This window comes from Streptomyces sp. NPDC059224 (assembly GCF_042754285.1).
Taxonomy (GTDB): domain Bacteria; phylum Actinomycetota; class Actinomycetes; order Streptomycetales; family Streptomycetaceae; genus Streptomyces.
In genome coordinates this window covers 1-13,465 of sequence record NZ_JBHZAN010000047.1, presented here as the reverse complement: position 1 = coordinate 13,465, position 13,465 = coordinate 1, and the positions used below count along the sequence as shown (strand labels likewise).

At 73.9% G+C, this 13,465-nt stretch carries 13 protein-coding genes and 3 pseudogenes; 8 read left to right on the top strand and 8 right to left on the bottom strand.

Features of this window, described 5'->3' with window-relative positions; genetic code table 11:
• Positions 1 to 64: 64 nt before the first annotated feature.
• Positions 65 to 1,390: a lysine N(6)-hydroxylase/L-ornithine N(5)-oxygenase family protein gene (locus ACFXI4_RS38035; protein WP_385000218.1), complete on the top strand. Its 1,326-nt coding sequence runs from the start codon at positions 65 to 67 to the stop codon at positions 1,388 to 1,390.
• A 111-nt stretch (positions 1,391 to 1,501) separates the two neighbouring features.
• On the opposite strand, the gene ACFXI4_RS38030 is transcribed toward ACFXI4_RS38035, so the two are convergent.
• Both ACFXI4_RS38030 and ACFXI4_RS38025 read right to left on the bottom strand, forming a co-directional pair.
• Positions 1,502 to 1,669, bottom strand: coding sequence for a hypothetical protein (locus ACFXI4_RS38030; RefSeq protein WP_385000215.1), 168 nt, complete (start codon positions 1,667 to 1,669; stop codon positions 1,502 to 1,504).
• A 479-nt stretch (positions 1,670 to 2,148) separates the two neighbouring features.
• Entirely contained in the window at positions 2,149 to 3,690 is a 1,542-nt protein-coding gene (locus tag ACFXI4_RS38025; RefSeq protein ID WP_385000212.1) for an amidohydrolase, read from the bottom strand.
• Positions 3,691 to 3,948: 258 nt separating this feature from the next.
• Between ACFXI4_RS38025 and ACFXI4_RS38020 the strand changes: the two genes are divergently transcribed.
• Positions 3,949 to 4,455, top strand: a complete 507-nt coding sequence (locus ACFXI4_RS38020) for a Rieske (2Fe-2S) protein (RefSeq protein WP_385000209.1) — start codon at positions 3,949 to 3,951, stop codon at positions 4,453 to 4,455.
• 7 nt (positions 4,456 to 4,462) lie between these two features.
• On the opposite strand, the gene ACFXI4_RS38015 is transcribed toward ACFXI4_RS38020, so the two are convergent.
• Positions 4,463 to 5,107: a cysteine hydrolase gene (locus ACFXI4_RS38015; protein WP_385000206.1), complete on the bottom strand. Its 645-nt coding sequence runs from the start codon at positions 5,105 to 5,107 to the stop codon at positions 4,463 to 4,465.
• A gap of 78 nt (positions 5,108 to 5,185) precedes the next feature.
• Between ACFXI4_RS38015 and ACFXI4_RS38010 the strand changes: the two genes are divergently transcribed.
• On the top strand, positions 5,186 to 5,650 hold the full coding sequence (locus ACFXI4_RS38010) for a pyridoxamine 5'-phosphate oxidase family protein (RefSeq protein ID WP_362728260.1): 465 nt from the start codon (positions 5,186 to 5,188) through the stop codon (positions 5,648 to 5,650).
• Between the two features lie 12 nt (positions 5,651 to 5,662).
• Here ACFXI4_RS38010 and ACFXI4_RS38005 read toward each other — a convergent pair.
• Positions 5,663 to 6,103, bottom strand: a pseudogene (locus ACFXI4_RS38005) (MFS transporter); the annotation flags it as partial.
• Here ACFXI4_RS38005 and ACFXI4_RS38000 point away from each other — a divergent pair.
• Positions 6,091 to 6,492 (top strand): annotated as a pseudogene (locus ACFXI4_RS38000) (DUF5937 family protein); the annotation flags it as partial. The pseudogenes ACFXI4_RS38005 and ACFXI4_RS38000 sit on opposite strands and share 13 nt — an antisense overlap.
• Before the next feature lie 27 nt (positions 6,493 to 6,519).
• Here the strand turns inward: ACFXI4_RS38000 and ACFXI4_RS37995 are convergent.
• On the bottom strand, positions 6,520 to 7,422 hold the full coding sequence (locus ACFXI4_RS37995; RefSeq protein WP_385000203.1) for a LysR family transcriptional regulator: 903 nt from the start codon (positions 7,420 to 7,422) through the stop codon (positions 6,520 to 6,522).
• 74 nt (positions 7,423 to 7,496) lie between these two features.
• Here ACFXI4_RS37995 and ACFXI4_RS37990 point away from each other — a divergent pair, with 74 nt between their 5' ends.
• Complete coding sequence (locus ACFXI4_RS37990) at positions 7,497 to 8,438, top strand: DMT family transporter (protein ID WP_385000200.1); 942 nt, start codon at positions 7,497 to 7,499, stop codon at positions 8,436 to 8,438.
• Between the two features lie 271 nt (positions 8,439 to 8,709).
• Here ACFXI4_RS37990 and ACFXI4_RS37985 read toward each other — a convergent pair whose 3' ends face one another.
• Positions 8,710 to 10,044 (bottom strand): aminotransferase class I/II-fold pyridoxal phosphate-dependent enzyme, encoded by a 1,335-nt coding sequence (locus tag ACFXI4_RS37985; RefSeq protein ID WP_385000197.1) that lies wholly within the window; start codon positions 10,042 to 10,044, stop codon positions 8,710 to 8,712.
• Positions 10,045 to 10,080: 36 nt separating this feature from the next.
• Here ACFXI4_RS37985 and ACFXI4_RS37980 point away from each other — a divergent pair, with 36 nt between their 5' ends.
• On the top strand, positions 10,081 to 10,779 hold the full coding sequence (locus tag ACFXI4_RS37980) for a pyridoxamine 5'-phosphate oxidase family protein (RefSeq protein ID WP_385000194.1): 699 nt from the start codon (positions 10,081 to 10,083) through the stop codon (positions 10,777 to 10,779).
• Between the two features lie 101 nt (positions 10,780 to 10,880).
• On the opposite strand, the gene ACFXI4_RS37975 is transcribed toward ACFXI4_RS37980, so the two are convergent.
• Both ACFXI4_RS37975 and ACFXI4_RS37970 read right to left on the bottom strand, forming a co-directional pair.
• Entirely contained in the window at positions 10,881 to 11,858 is a 978-nt protein-coding gene (locus tag ACFXI4_RS37975) for a DMT family transporter (protein ID WP_385000191.1), read from the bottom strand.
• Positions 11,859 to 11,904: 46 nt separating this feature from the next.
• On the bottom strand, positions 11,905 to 12,480 hold the full coding sequence (locus ACFXI4_RS37970; protein WP_385000188.1) for a Clp protease N-terminal domain-containing protein: 576 nt from the start codon (positions 12,478 to 12,480) through the stop codon (positions 11,905 to 11,907).
• 199 nt (positions 12,481 to 12,679) lie between these two features.
• Between ACFXI4_RS37970 and ACFXI4_RS37965 the strand changes: the two are divergent.
• Positions 12,680 to 12,911: pseudogene (locus ACFXI4_RS37965) on the top strand (hypothetical protein).
• A 78-nt stretch (positions 12,912 to 12,989) separates the two neighbouring features.
• Positions 12,990 to 13,418 (top strand): SRPBCC family protein, encoded by a 429-nt coding sequence (locus tag ACFXI4_RS37960; RefSeq protein WP_362730850.1) that lies wholly within the window; start codon positions 12,990 to 12,992, stop codon positions 13,416 to 13,418.
• The last annotated feature ends 47 nt before the right edge of the window (positions 13,419 to 13,465 follow it).

The window sequence follows — 13,465 nt, the reverse complement described above, 5'->3', positions numbered from 1 at the left end:
CTCCATTGCTAGGTAAGCCTTACCTTATCTAGCATGGGCGGGGCCTGAGGGAGGCGATGCCAAGGTGAAATCACCGGTCAATGGTTCCGACGTCGTCCACGACATCGTCGGGATCGGTTTCGGCCCGTCAAATCTGGCTCTGTCCATAGCCGTTGAAGAACACAACGCGCATCTCGCGGCGGACCGTCGGATCGACGCCCTGTTCCTGGAACGCCAGCCGCGGTTCGGCTGGCACCGGGGCATGCTGATCGACGACGCCACGATGCAGGTCTCCTTCCTCAAGGACCTCGTCACGCTGCGCAACCCGACCAGCGACTACAGCTTCCTCTGCTTCCTGCGCGAACGCGGCAGACTGATCGACTTCCTGAACCAGAAGACCCTCTTCCCGCTGCGGATGGAGTTCCACGAGTACTTCGAATGGGCGGCGGCGCGGGTCGCCCACCGGGTGTCGTACGACAGCGAGGTGATCGCGGTGGACCCGGTGCGCGAGGAGGACGGCCGGGTGCCCTTCTTCGACGTCGTCCACCGCGACCCGGCGCGCCGCGGGGCGACCGTGACCCACCGGGCCCGCAACATCAGCGTGGCGACGGGGCTCGAACCGCACGTGCCGCCCGGCCTCGAACTGGCCGAACGTGTCTGGCACAACAGCGAGTTGATCCCGCGCGCCGAGCAACTGGCCACAACCGGCGCGGCGGTGCGGCGGTCGATCGTGCTCGGTGCCGGACAGAGTGCCGCCGAGACGGTGGACTACCTCCACCGCACCTTCCCGGACGCCGAGGTGTGCTCGGTCTTCGCCAAGTACGGCTACACCCCGGCGGACGACAGCCCGTTCGCCAACCGGATCTTCGATCCGGAGGCGGTCGACGTCTACTTCTCCTCGCCGTCCGAGGTCAAGCAGTCCCTGATGGACTACCACCGCTCCACGAACTACTCGGTGGTCGACATGGATCTGATCGAGTCGCTGTACGCCACCACGTACCGGGAGAAGGTCGCCGGCCGGCAACGGCTGCGCTTCCTCAACGTCTCCCGCGTGCGCGGCGTCACCCCCGCGGACGGCGGCGGTCTCCACGTCGCCGTGGAGTTCCTGCCCACCGGCGAGCGGCAGGTGCTGCCCGCCGACATCCTGGTGCTCGCCACCGGCTACCGGCCCCGGGACCTGACGGCGCTCCTCGGCGACGCGGCCAAGCTGTGCCTCAAGGACGACGGGGACGCGATCCGGGTGGGCCGGGACCACCGCGTCGAGACGGCCGCGGAGGTCACGGCGGGCATCTACCTCCAGGGCGGCACCGAGCACACCCACGGGCTCACCAGCACGCTGCTGTCGACCGTGGCGGTCCGGGCCGAGGAGATCCACCGGTCCGTGCTGTCCGGCCGGCTGACGGCGGTCTGACCTCGCCCCCGCACTCCCGTGGCCCGGACGGTACGGTCCCGTTCGGGTCACGGGCCGCTCCGTGACCCGTGCCGCGCAGGGAGGGCGTGCGGCACGGCGGCGGGCCACGGGTCAGGACCGCCGCCCCCGCTCCGCCCCGCTGCCGTCCCCGCCGAGCGCGGCCACCATGCCGCGCACCGCGCGCACGGCCCCGCAGGTGGCCGCGATCCACTCCGGCGCCGCCCGGTGATCGGTGTCCGTCCGGTCGGCCACCGCGTCCGCGACGGCGAACGGCTCCATGCCTGCATCCGGGCACCGGCCTCGGTCAGCATCACCCGGGGCCGCGCGAACAGCCCCACGGCCACCGGCTGGTCGCGGTCCGGCTCCGTGAGCGGCTGCCGCAGCCGGGTGCCGGCCAAGGCGCTGAACCGCTTCGCCACCAGCACCGTGTCCCCGGCCGGGGCCGCCCCGCGGTCACCACGTCACCCGAGCCGTCCTCCCGGGCCAGGTGCGGGTGTCCGAAGGCGGCGCCGCGGCCGTCGTGGCCGCGCTCGGCGGTGCGGACGGAGTACGCCACCGCGGCTCCCGCCGCCCGCGCCGTCGCCGCCGGCCGGCCGCCCCCCAGTCACGAGCCCGTCGGCCGGCATCGAACTCCCCCCCGGCACGTGCACGAGGTGGTTCTGCACGTTCAGGACCACCAGGGCGGCGCGCAGGGGGTCTGCCGCCCGGCCGGAGCGGCCGGGGGCAGCGCGGCGGGTGGGGGCCGTCGCGGCGCGGGCTCAGTACGGCCCGTGGGTCCAGCGGCCGTCGGTCATCGTGGCGTGCACGGGCATCGCCCGCAGGGTGTCCGCATCCGCCGTCAGCGGATCCGCGTCCACGACGACCAGGTCGGCGGGGTCCTGGACCCTGATGAGACGGCGTCCGCGGGCGGCGGCGGCCAGTGCGTCCGGCACCGGCAGCCGCTGTTCGGGATGCCAGGCGGGGCGGCCGTCGTCGGTACGGCTGACGGACGACGCGACGGCGAGCCAGGGGTCGAGCGGTGAGACGGGGGCGTCCGAGCCGAACTCCAGCCGCGCGCCGGCGGCCAGCAGGCCGGCGTAGGCGAAGGCCCGTTCGGTGCGGCCGGCCCAGTACCGGTCCGCCACGTCCCGGTCGTCCGTGGCGTGCCGGGGCTGCACCCCCGCGACGACGTCCAACTCCGCGAACCGCGGAAGGTCTTCAGGGCTCAGCAGCTGGGCGTGTTCGATCCGGCCACGGCACCGGACGGCCTCGAAGGCGTCCAGGGCCACGGTGTTGGCACGGTCGCCGATGGCGTGCACCGCGGGTTCGATGCCGTGGGCGGCGGCCCGGCGCATCAGCCGTACCAGTTCGTCCGGTGACGTCTGCTCGATGCCGTGCGCGCCCTCCGTGCCCTCCAGGCCGGGGTAGGGGTCGCGGCACAGCGCGGTGCGGGTGTTGAGCGAGCCGTCCGTGAAGAGCTTGAGGGGGCCGACCCGCACCAGGTCCCCGTGCGGGCCGACCCGGGACCCGGTGCGCAGTCCGCGCGCCAGCGCCGAGTCCAGGTGATCCGGGTAGACGGCCGCGGCCACCCGCACGGCCGGCGGGAGGTCCGCCGAGCGCCGCTCCCAGGCACCCACGGTGTCGCCGAACTGGAAGTCGATGACGCCGGTGACCCCGCGGGCGGCGGCGGCCCGGCAGGCGTCGGCCACCCAGCCGTCCACGGTCTCGGCCGGCGCCTCGGGAAGAACGGAGAGGACCACATGTCCCTCGTGCTCCCGGACCAGCCCGGTCGGGTGGTCGCCCCGGCCGGCCAGGGCCAGGCAGGCGGAGTTCAGCCAGACGGCGTGCAGATCGGCGCTGACCAGGGCGACCGGGCGGTCCGGCAGGACCGCGTCGAGCAGTTCCTTGTGCGGGGTGTCGCTCCAGAGGCCGTCCCGGAAGCCGTATCCGAACAGCACCGGACCGGCGGGGGCCGCACGGCCGTGCTCGCGCACCCGGTCGGCCACCTCCCGTGCGGAGGCGGTGCCGGACAGGTCGAGCCGGCGGCGGGCGGCAGCCCACTCGGCGAGATGGACGTGGGCGTCCCACAGCCCGGGCAGGAGGATCCGTCCGTCCAGGCCGAGGACCCGGTCCCCCGGGACGAGTCCCGCGGGCGCCGGGGCCTCCCGCTCCGGGACCACATGGGTGACACTGCCGTCCGCCACCCGCACGCTGACGAGCGGTCCGCCGGCCCCGAGCCGCACCCGTGCCAGCGTCAACGGCGTGGCCCGGGGCGGCGATTGCGCCACCGCACCGCGCGATGTGCCTGCGAACTCCGTCATCGAGCCTCCCCTGCGGGACCACCGGTGCACCCCGACACTGACTTAGGCTCACCTTACCCACCTGATCGTGTGCGGTCTGCGTCCCGCGCCCCCGCGCATCCGGCCCGGCCTCGGATGCCGACAGGCAACCGACAGCACTCCTTCACCAGGGGCTCATGTCCGGGTGGTCACTATCGGGATGCCGTCTGAACAGGTGCGGCCCCACGACCGTACCCCTGGACGGATCAACGAGAAGCTCCGCGGAAGGGAACCCCTCACATGACCAGCGCATCGTTCAACCCCTCGGCCAAACCGGCTCGCCGTACGATCGTGGCGGCGGCCGGCGCGGCGGGGCTCGCGGCCGCGCTGACCGCCTGCGGGTCGTCCGACGACGACTCGTCGACCTCGACGACCACGAACAACGGCGGCGGTGGCTCCACCACCCAGGACAGCAACGGCTCCGGTGGCTCGAGCGACACCTCCACGGCGGCGGCCGGCGGCACCGCGCTCGCCAAGACCACGGACATACCCGAGGGCGGCGGCACGATCTACAAGGACCAGTCCGTGGTCGTCACCCAGCCGACGTCGGGCACCTACAAGGCGTTCTCGACGAAGTGCCCGCACGCGGGCTGCGCGGTGTCGAGCATCGCCAACGGCGCGATCGTCTGCCCCTGCCACGGCAGTGAGTTCGCCATCGCCGACGGCAGCGTGAAGAAGGGCCCGGCGACGACGGGTCTGACGGCCGCGAACATCACCGTCTCCGGTGACCGGATCACGCTGGCCTGACCTTGTCTCAGGGCCGCCGGCGCGGGTTCTTGAGGCAGCCGAGCACCTCGTCGGTGGTCGCGACCGTAGCGACCAGCGCGAGGGTGTTGCGGACCATCGCGGGGGTGTACTCGGAGGGCACTCCCGCGATGGCGTCGGCCGGGACGACGGCCGTGTAGCCCCGGTTCACCGCGTCGAACACGGCATTGGGGACGGCCACGTTGGCCGAGACGCCGGTGACGATCAGCGTGCGGCAGCCGAGGTTGCGCAGCAGCGGGTCGACGTCGGTCCCCTGGATCGGCGACAGGCCGTGCAGCCGCCGTACGACCAGGTCCTCCTCCGCGACCTCGATGGGGGGCGCGACGCGGACCGCCGCGGTGCCGGAGAGCTGCTGGACGGGCAGCCGCTCGGCGGCTCGGAACAGGCGGGCGTTGCGGTTCGCGCCCCGGCCGTCGGGACGGCGTTCGGCGAGCGCGTGGACGACCTGGACGCCGGTGTCGTGCGCGGCGGCGACCAGCCGGGCGATGTTGGCGAGCGCGCCCGACGCCCGGGCCTCGTGGGCGAGTTCGGGCAGCGCGCTGTGCGGGCCGACCACGCCCTGCTGGCACTCCACGGTCAGCAGGACGGTGCTCACGGGGTCGATGAGCTCCGCGAGTCTCTCGTACGACGGCATGTGACGCCCCCTTCCGCCTTGGTGCGGGGCGGGCGAGACTAACCAGCATTGCGCGGGAACGGAAGAAGAGGGGGCCGCATGACGGTGACTCAGCGCCGGGGCCGGAAGATCATGATGACGCCCGTCGAGATGGACGAGTTCCTCACCGCACAGCGCACCTGCCGGGTGGCGACCGTGTCGGCGTCCGGCGCCCCGCACGTGAGCGCCCTGTGGTTCGCCTGGGACGGCAGATCGCTGTGGCTGTACTCGGTGGTGCGCAGCCAGCGCTGGAAGGACCTGAGCCGTGATCCGCGGGTGGCGGTCGTGGTCGACTCGGGTGAGGAGTACGACCAGTTGCGCGGCGTGGAGCTGAGAGGGACCGTCGAGTTCGTGGGCGAGGTGCCGCGCACCGGTGAGCTGGTCGCCGAACTCGACTACGTGGAGACGCTGTTCGCCCGCAAGAACTTCGGTCTGGACGAGATGCCGCACGACGGCCGGCACGCCTGGGCCCGACTGACCCCGGCGAAGATCGCCTCCTGGGACTTCCGCAAACTGGGCGGCTGAGGAGCGTCGCGCCTACTCGGTGTCGACGGCCCCGGCGGACAGCAGCGTGGCCGCGGCCAGGGTGCCCCGGAGGGCGGCCGGGCCGCGCGCCGCGAGCACGGTGATGCCCGCCGGGGAGACCGCGAACCCCGTGGAGAGCTGGAGACGGGCCAGGGTCCGGCCCATCAGGTGGGCCGGGGCGAGATGGGCCACGAGGGCGGTGGCACTGCCCGCGTAGCCGATCTCGCCGAGGGTGCAGACCACGGACACCGCGGCGAGGGCCGGGGCGCCCCACCCGGCTCCCGCCCCGGCGACCGCGAGGAGGCCGAGGCAGGACGCGGTGTGCACCAGACCGGCCAGGGCCAGCGCGGTCCGCCGGGAGAACCGGGACATCAGGAGGGTGACCGGTACCCGGCGGGCGACCACCGGCACCGTGTTGGCCGTGAAGACGACGGCCGACAGTCCAGGACAAGCCGGCCACCGCCCACGGCACCCGGGTCACCTTCATCCCGGCCGTCTTCGGCCGCGCGCACCTGGTCGCGTTCCCCACGCCCGGGTGGCAGCCGGTCGTGCAGTACCCCGTCGCGGAGCCGGTGCCGCTGGAGACGGTCACGCTGCGGCTGGAGGCCCTCGCGCATCCGGTACGGCCGCGGCCGCTGCGGACGCCGGCCGGGGCCCGCACACCAATCGGGAACTGGCCCACGCCGGGAAGCTCTCGCCCCCGGAGGTCTCCCGCCACCTCGCCGTCCAGCGCCGCGCCGCTCTGCTCAACCCGCCGCCACGGCCGTTACGTCCGCTACACGCTCGGCCTGCCCGACCTGACGGCGCTGGGCACCGGCCTGCCGGCGGCCGTACTGCGCTGAGCGGGGCGGGCTCCGGCGCGGGGCGGTTCAGGAGATGGCCTCGGCGGCACTCCGCAGGGCCTGCACCGCCGCCCGGATCGAGGGCCGGCGGTCGGCGTCGGCGCGCCAGACGACGTACACGTGGCGGCGCACCCGCTGCTTCAGCGGCACCGTCACGATGCCCTCCGGCACCGGGTTGCGGCCCAGCAGCGGGGCGATGCACACCCCCAGCCCGGACGCCACCAGGTTGAGTTGGGTGTGGGTCTCGGCGGCACGGTGGCCGATGATCGGTTCGACGCCGCGGGAGCGCAGCGTGAACATCAGCCACTCGTGGCAGAACTCGCCCTCGCCCCAGGTGATCCACTCGTCCTCGGCGAACTCCCCCAGGTCCACCTCGTCCCGTCCGGCCAGCCGGTGCCCGGCCGGCAGGGCCACCTCGGCGGGGTCGTCCAGCAGCGGCGCCTTGACCAGCCCGTCGGGCAGCGGCATCGGCTTGTTGTACCAGTCGAGGACCACGGCGAGATCGAGGTCGCCGCGGACCACACCGGCGACGCCGTTCTCCGGTTCGAGTTCACCGGAGCGCACCCGCAGCGCCGGATGCCGGGCGCGCAGGGCGGCCAGCGCGGTCGGGAACAGGCCGCGGGCCGCCGTCGGGAACGCCGCCACCGTGAGCTCGCCGACGACCTGGCCCCGGTGCGCCTCCAGGTCGGACTGGGCCAGCTCCACCTGGGAGAGGATCCGGCTCGCGTGCTCGGCGAGCAGCCGGCCCGCGTCGGTGAGCCGCACCCCTCGGCCGTTCTTGGCCAGGAGCCGCTGGTTAACCTCCCGCTCCAGCTTGCCCATCTGCTGCGACACCGCGGACGTGGTGACGTGCAGGGCCTCGGCGGCCCCGCTCACCGAGCCGTGCCGGGCGAGGGCGTCGAGGGTACGCAGGCGCTCCAGGTTCAACATGTAAGCGATCCTAAGAGGTACCGCTCGAAAAATCTCGATTGTGCTACGACATCGGCTCCCGCATGGTGGTCCGCATGAGCACCGTCACCACCGCGACCGGCGAGCCGACGCTGGACGCCGGCCACCCCCGCCCCCGCCTCGACTGGCGCCTCCGGTTCGGCGCCCTGTCACTCATCTGGGGCTTCAGCTTCCTGTTGATCAAGGTGGGGACGGACGGCTACGCACCGTTCCAGGTCACCCTGGGGAGGCTGGTCTTCGGTACGGCGGTCCTGGCGGCGGCGCTGGTGGTGAAGCGGGAGCGGCTGCCGCGCGGGGCTCGCACGTGGGGGCGGCTGACGGTCGCCGCCTTTCTCCTCAACGCGCTGCCGTTCTCGCTCTTCGCCTACGCGGAGCTGACGATTCCGTCCACGCTGGCCGGCATCTGCAACGCGACCTCGCCGCTGTGGGGGATGGCCCTGTCACTGGTGGCCCTCTCGGAGGACCGGCCGACCCGGGTCCGGGTGGCCGGGCTCGGACTCGGGTTCCTGGGGGTACTGACCGTACTGGGGGCCTGGGAGGGGTTCCACGGGCTGGACGTCAAGGGGACGCTGCCGGCGCTGCTGGCCTCGCTGAGCTACCCGGTCGGGTGGATCTATGTCCGGCGGACGCTGGCGGGCACGGGCCATTCGCATCTGTCCATGACGGGAGCGCAGTTGCTTATCGCGACACTTCAACTGGCCGTCGTGACGCCGTTGTTCACTTCGGTTCCGGAGCACTTCGCCCTGCTGCCGCTGCTGGCGGTCGCGGCGCTGGGCGCGCTGGGGACCGGGCTGGCGGTGCTGGTCCAGTACGGGCTGGTGGCGGAGGTGGGGCCGACCACCGCCCAGATGGTCACCTACTTCATCCCGGTCATCGCCACCGCGGCAGGGGTCGCGGTGCTGGGCGAGTCGCTCCGGTGGAGCACTCCGGCCGGGGCGGTCGTCGTACTGGCCGGCGCGGCGTTGACCCAGGTGCGGCCCAGGGGGCGCGCGGCCTGAGCCACCCGTGGCCGCGCCGTTCGGCACACCCCCGGGAGGCCGGTCGCCGGTCGGGGCCCGTCCGGCGGATCAGGTCACGGGAAGCCGGCGGCGCCTCGTCGGCGCCGGTGACCGGGGTCCGGTGCGTCCCACCGCGAGGCGGAGGAGGGCGGCAACGCGGCGAGGCACCTCCCGTCCGAAGGCCGGCGGGCGTGGACCACCGCCGACAGCGCCGCCTGGGGACGGCGTGGCGGACCCCGCGCCCGCGGCATGACCCGCCGGACAGGCCCTACTAGGCCTGGATGCGGCCCCGGGCCGGTGTGACCGTCGATGCCACCGCCGCCGCCAGTGCGGCGGTCTCCTCGGGGGTCAGTGTCGAGACCGTGACCCGGATGCCGGGCGGGGACGCGAGGCGGTACCTCGCCCCCGGGGACACCGCCCATCCCTGGTGCAGCAGCGCGGACACCGCGCCCGTCTCGTCCGGGACCGGGATCCAGACATTCATGCCGCTGCGGCCGTGGGCCTCGATGCCGTGGTCCGCGAGTGCGTCGATGAGCAGCTCACGACGGGCCCGGTAGGCCGCCGCCACCTCCGGGCCGCGCACCGCGCCGTCCGTCCACAGCCGGACCACCGTGCGCTGGAGGAGGCGGCTCACCCAGCCCGGTCCCAGCCGCTGCCGGCCCCGCACCCGGTCGACGGTGACGTCGTCGCCGGTCATGGCGGCCAGCCGCAGGTCCGGGCCGCAGGCCTTGGCGACCGAGCGGACGAAGGCCCAGTGCCGGGTGGTGCCCACCAGCGGGTGCAGGGGGAGGTCGACGATGCCGTGACCGTGGTCGTCCTCGATCAGCAGGGTGTGCGGGTGGTCGCGCAGGACGGCGCGCAGCGCCCGCGCGCGTGCCGCGCTCACCGCGGCGCCGGTGGGGTTGTGCGCCCGCGCGGTGACGATCAGGGCGCGCGCCCCGGACTCCAGCGCCCGGCGCAGGCTGTCGGCACGCGGTCCGTCGTCGTCCACGGCCACCGGGACGGTGCGCAGCCCCAGCGCGGGGACCAGGTCGAGGGTGCGGCCCCACCCGGGGTCCTCGACGGCGACCGGGTCGCCCGGCTTGAGATGTGCCAGCAGGACCCGCTCGACGGCGTCGAGGGAGCCGGAGGTGACGGTGAACGGCCCGTCCGGCACGCCGTCGGCGGTGAGTTCGGCGCGCGAGATGCGCTCCAGCTCCGGCTCGACGGGGTCGGCGCCGTACAGAACCGGAGCGCGGTCGCCCTCGTCGGCCGCCAGCGCCGCCAGGGCCGGACCGAGGGCGGGGAGCAGGTCGGGGTCGGGGTTGCCGGCGGCCAGGTCGCGCACGCCGGCCGGGACGTCGGCCCCGATCCGGTCCCGCCCGGTGGTGGCCGGCACGGACCGGACGCGGCTGCCCCGCCGGCCGGCGGTCTCGATGACCCCGCGCTCCCGCAGCGTGCGGTACGCGGCCGCGACCGTATTGGGATTCACCCCGAGCCGGGTCGCCAACTCCCGCATCGGCGGCAGCAGTTGCCCCGGTTCCAGTCCGCCGCCGCCCACCGCGCGTTCGACACTGGCGGCAATCTCCGCTGCGCCCCGGCCTTCGATCGGATATTCTCCTAGCACAAAGCAGATTATGCACTAGTGCAATGGAGGTCCGCAATGGAGACCGCCGAGCCCGCCGTGCGGGGGACCGTACCGGCGCAGCCCGCCGCCTACACCCCGACCGACCGCACCGTTCCGACGCGCTCCGCGGAGCGGGCGTCGTACGACAGCCAGGAGGTGCACTCGATCCTCGACGAGGGGTACGTCTGCCACCTCGGCTTCGTGCGCGACGGTGCCCCGGTGGTGCTGCCGACGCTGTTCGCCCGGGTCGGCGAGGTGCTGTACCTGCACGGCTCGACGGGCTCGCGCCCGCTGCGGATGGCGGGCCAGGCCGACCCCGGCCTCCCGGTGTGCGTGACGGTCACCCACGTCGACGGCCTGGTGCTGGCCCGCTCCGCCTTCCACCACTCGATCAACTACCGCTCGGTCGTGGTGCACGGCGTCGCCCACCAGGTCACCGACCCCGAGGAGAAGCGTCTCGCGCTGGACGCCCTGGTGGACCAGGTGGTGGCGGGCCGCTCCGCCGACTCCCGCCCGGCCAACCGGAAGGAACTGGCCGCGACGGCGGTGATCCGGCTGGACCTGACCGAGGTCTCGGCCAAGACCCGCACGGGCGGCGCCCACGACGAGCCCGAGGACCTGGACCTGCCGTACTGGGCCGGCGTGGTGCCGCTGCGGAAGGGCCACGACACGGTGATCGCCAACGACGACCTGGCGGCGGACGTCCCGATCCCATCGTACCTGAAGGGCGTCTGATCCCGGTTCCGGATCGGCTCCCGCACGGTTCCGGCAGGGGGAGCGCGCACCGTCCAGGGGCGCGACCGGCCACCGACGGCCCGCGCCGGCCGCCGCACCGGTCATCCCGCGGTCGTCGGAGCGGCCCTCTCCCCCAGCGCGCTCCGCTCCGGCACCGGCTCCTTGGCCGGGGCGGACGACTGCGCGATGAACGCGCCGACCAGCACCAGCACCCCGCCCGCCACCTGCGGCACCGACAGGTGCTCCCCCAGCAGCACCCACGCGAGCAGCGTCGCCACCACCGCCTCCAGACAGGCCACCACCCCCGCGACCTGCGGAGACAGCCGCCGCACCGACACCACCCCCGTGACGTAGGCGAGCACGGTCGCCACCAGCACGATCCACGCGAGCAGCACGGCGGCCGGCACCTGCGTACCGTTCATCCGCGCGGAGCCGGCCAGTACCGACCAGTCCAGCTCCCACGGCCGGGCCACCACGGTCAGCAGACCCGCACCGACCAGCAGCCCGTACGCGATGACACCGAGCGGATCCACCCCTTCGCCTCCGCCGTGATCGGCGAGCACGAAGTACCCCACCTGGCAGCACGCCGCCGCCAGGGCCAGCGCCAGGCCCAGCGCGTCGAAGCTCAGCCCCGCCCACACCTCCACGACACACGCGAGGCCGCCGGCCGCGAGGACGACGCCGAACGCGGCGGCGCGGGTGACCGTCCGGCGCTGGACGAAGCGCACCCAGCCGAGCACCAGCGCGGGGGCGAGGTACTCCACGAGCAGCGCCACCCCCACGGGTATGCGGGAGATCGCGGCGAAGTAGCAGGCCTGGACGCCCGCGACGGCGAGCAGGCCGAACCCGGCGAGCAGCGCGGGCCGGCGGCGCGGCAGGTCACGGTGGCGGACGGCGAGCGGCAGCATCACCAGGGCGGCACCCGCCACCCGCAGCCACACCACGTGCAGCGGGTCGAGTCCGGCCTCGATCAGCGGCTTGGCCGCGACGCCGGAACCGCCGAAGGCGAGCGCCGACCCGAGGGCGAGGGAGAGCCCGAGGCCCCTGCCATGGCTGCTGTCAGTGATAGGCACCGGCACATGATGCCAGCGGACGACATGAGCGTCACACCCCTTGACCCCTGTCTCAGCGGCTGGACGTGCGGCTTTCCGTCTCGGCGTCCCGCACTCCGCCGCTCCCGTCGATCCGCAGGGCCAGGTCACCGGCGGCCACTCCGGCCCGCTCCAGGACCTCCACGGCCCGGGACCCCGGATCCAGGACGAGGCCTGCGAGCAGATCGGTGCCTTCGGCCCGGCCGGAAGTGCGGCGCCGGGCACGGCCGCGGGCGTGCTCCAGGGCGACCGCGGCCACCGGCGACCAGGTTCCGTCGCCCTTCGCCCCGGTCTGCGGGACGGCCGGCGGGGCGCCGGAGTCCTCGACCCCGCCCTGCCAGCGCAGGCCGTAGCCGATGCTGCGCTGCACGAGGTAGCCGAGCAGCCGGGCGAGTTGCGGAGCGTCGCCGATGGCGGCGCGGACCTCGGGGTCGTACTCGATCAGCGAGTGCAGCAGATGGGCGGTGTCGACCTGGCGGTCCCCGTCCCGCACCGCCCTCCGGCGGGCACCGGCGACCACCGCTGCCAGCTCGGCGCCGAGCCCGGCATCGTCGTCCGCGTGGATGCCGCCCTGGTCCTGGACGGGCTGGCGGGGAATACGGGGTTGCACACCCCCTACCTCATCAACCGCAAGCGCTTGAGTCATCACCAGGGGGAAGCATCTTCGCGTCCCACGCAGAGTGGACGGCGACGGCCGAAATCTCCTCCTTACGGAGGAGATCAGGCCGATCCGCTCGCAGGGGCGCGCGCCGCCTCGCAGTGCGCCCCGCGCGCAACCGCCGCGCACCGGTGGTACGTCTGTCGCCCTCGTGGAGAGCGGGTGCGGTCACTGGCCGGTCGCGCCGCCTGCGGTCGACGGCAGGCAGTACGTGTACCGGGTTGTACGCGCCCGAGAACGCGCTGCCCGCCGACCTGTTCTGGGACGCGTGGCACTGCCGCGACGAGAGCGCGTTGCCGCGGGCCTGGGACCAGTTCGACGCGGCGGAGATACGGCGGGTGGACCGCGCCGCCGGGCCGTCCGGGGATCCGCACACTTCCTGACGGTTCATCAGTATTGAATGTTCGCGGCCCTGCGGCTACGTTCCGCGACACCGTAGCCCGATACGAAGGGGTGGTCGCATGGCCGAAGTCAGCGCGGAGGCACGCATCCAGGCACCGGCCGAGAAGGTGTGGGCGCAGCTCACCGACTGGCCGGCGTACGGGGAGTGGAACGCGACCCACACCAGCTTCCCCAAGGGCGGTCCGGAGAACCTGGCGGTGGGCGGCACCTTCCAGGAGAACATGAAGCTGATGGGCTTCCCGGCCGAGGTCGAGTGGACCATCGAGGAGCTGGAGCCGGCGCGGGTGCTGGCGATCCGCGGCAAGGGCCCGATGGCGGTGACCGTCGCGACCCGCTACACGCTGACCCCGGACGGGGACGCGACCGCGGTGCGGATCGACGGCGAGTTCACGGGCGCGGCCGTGTCACTGATGGCGGGAAAGCTCAAGGACTCGGCGACGGCGGCCCTGAACGAGTCGCTGCGCAAGCTGGGCGGACTGGTGGCCTGAGCACAGACCCGGGCGGACGGGGCGCCCCGCGGATCGCTCCGCGGGGC

What these genes read in the sequence shown, in the direction of transcription:
- ACFXI4_RS38030 (WP_385000215.1), bottom strand. Translation starts at nt 1,669, where the DNA reads ATGGAGCCGTTCGCCGTCGCGGACGCGGTGGCCGACCGGACGGACACC.
- ACFXI4_RS38025 (WP_385000212.1), bottom strand. Translation starts at nt 3,690, where the DNA reads ATGACGGAGTTCGCAGGCACATCGCGCGGTGCGGTGGCGCAATCGCCG.
- ACFXI4_RS38020 (WP_385000209.1), top strand. Translation starts at nt 3,949, where the DNA reads ATGACCAGCGCATCGTTCAACCCCTCGGCCAAACCGGCTCGCCGTACG.
- ACFXI4_RS38015 (WP_385000206.1), bottom strand. Translation starts at nt 5,107, where the DNA reads ATGCCGTCGTACGAGAGACTCGCGGAGCTCATCGACCCCGTGAGCACC.
- ACFXI4_RS38010 (WP_362728260.1), top strand. Translation starts at nt 5,186, where the DNA reads ATGACGGTGACTCAGCGCCGGGGCCGGAAGATCATGATGACGCCCGTC.
- ACFXI4_RS37995 (WP_385000203.1), bottom strand. Translation starts at nt 7,422, where the DNA reads ATGTTGAACCTGGAGCGCCTGCGTACCCTCGACGCCCTCGCCCGGCAC.
- ACFXI4_RS37990 (WP_385000200.1), top strand. Translation starts at nt 7,497, where the DNA reads ATGAGCACCGTCACCACCGCGACCGGCGAGCCGACGCTGGACGCCGGC.
- ACFXI4_RS37980 (WP_385000194.1), top strand. Translation starts at nt 10,081, where the DNA reads ATGGAGACCGCCGAGCCCGCCGTGCGGGGGACCGTACCGGCGCAGCCC.
- ACFXI4_RS37960 (WP_362730850.1), top strand. Translation starts at nt 12,990, where the DNA reads ATGGCCGAAGTCAGCGCGGAGGCACGCATCCAGGCACCGGCCGAGAAG.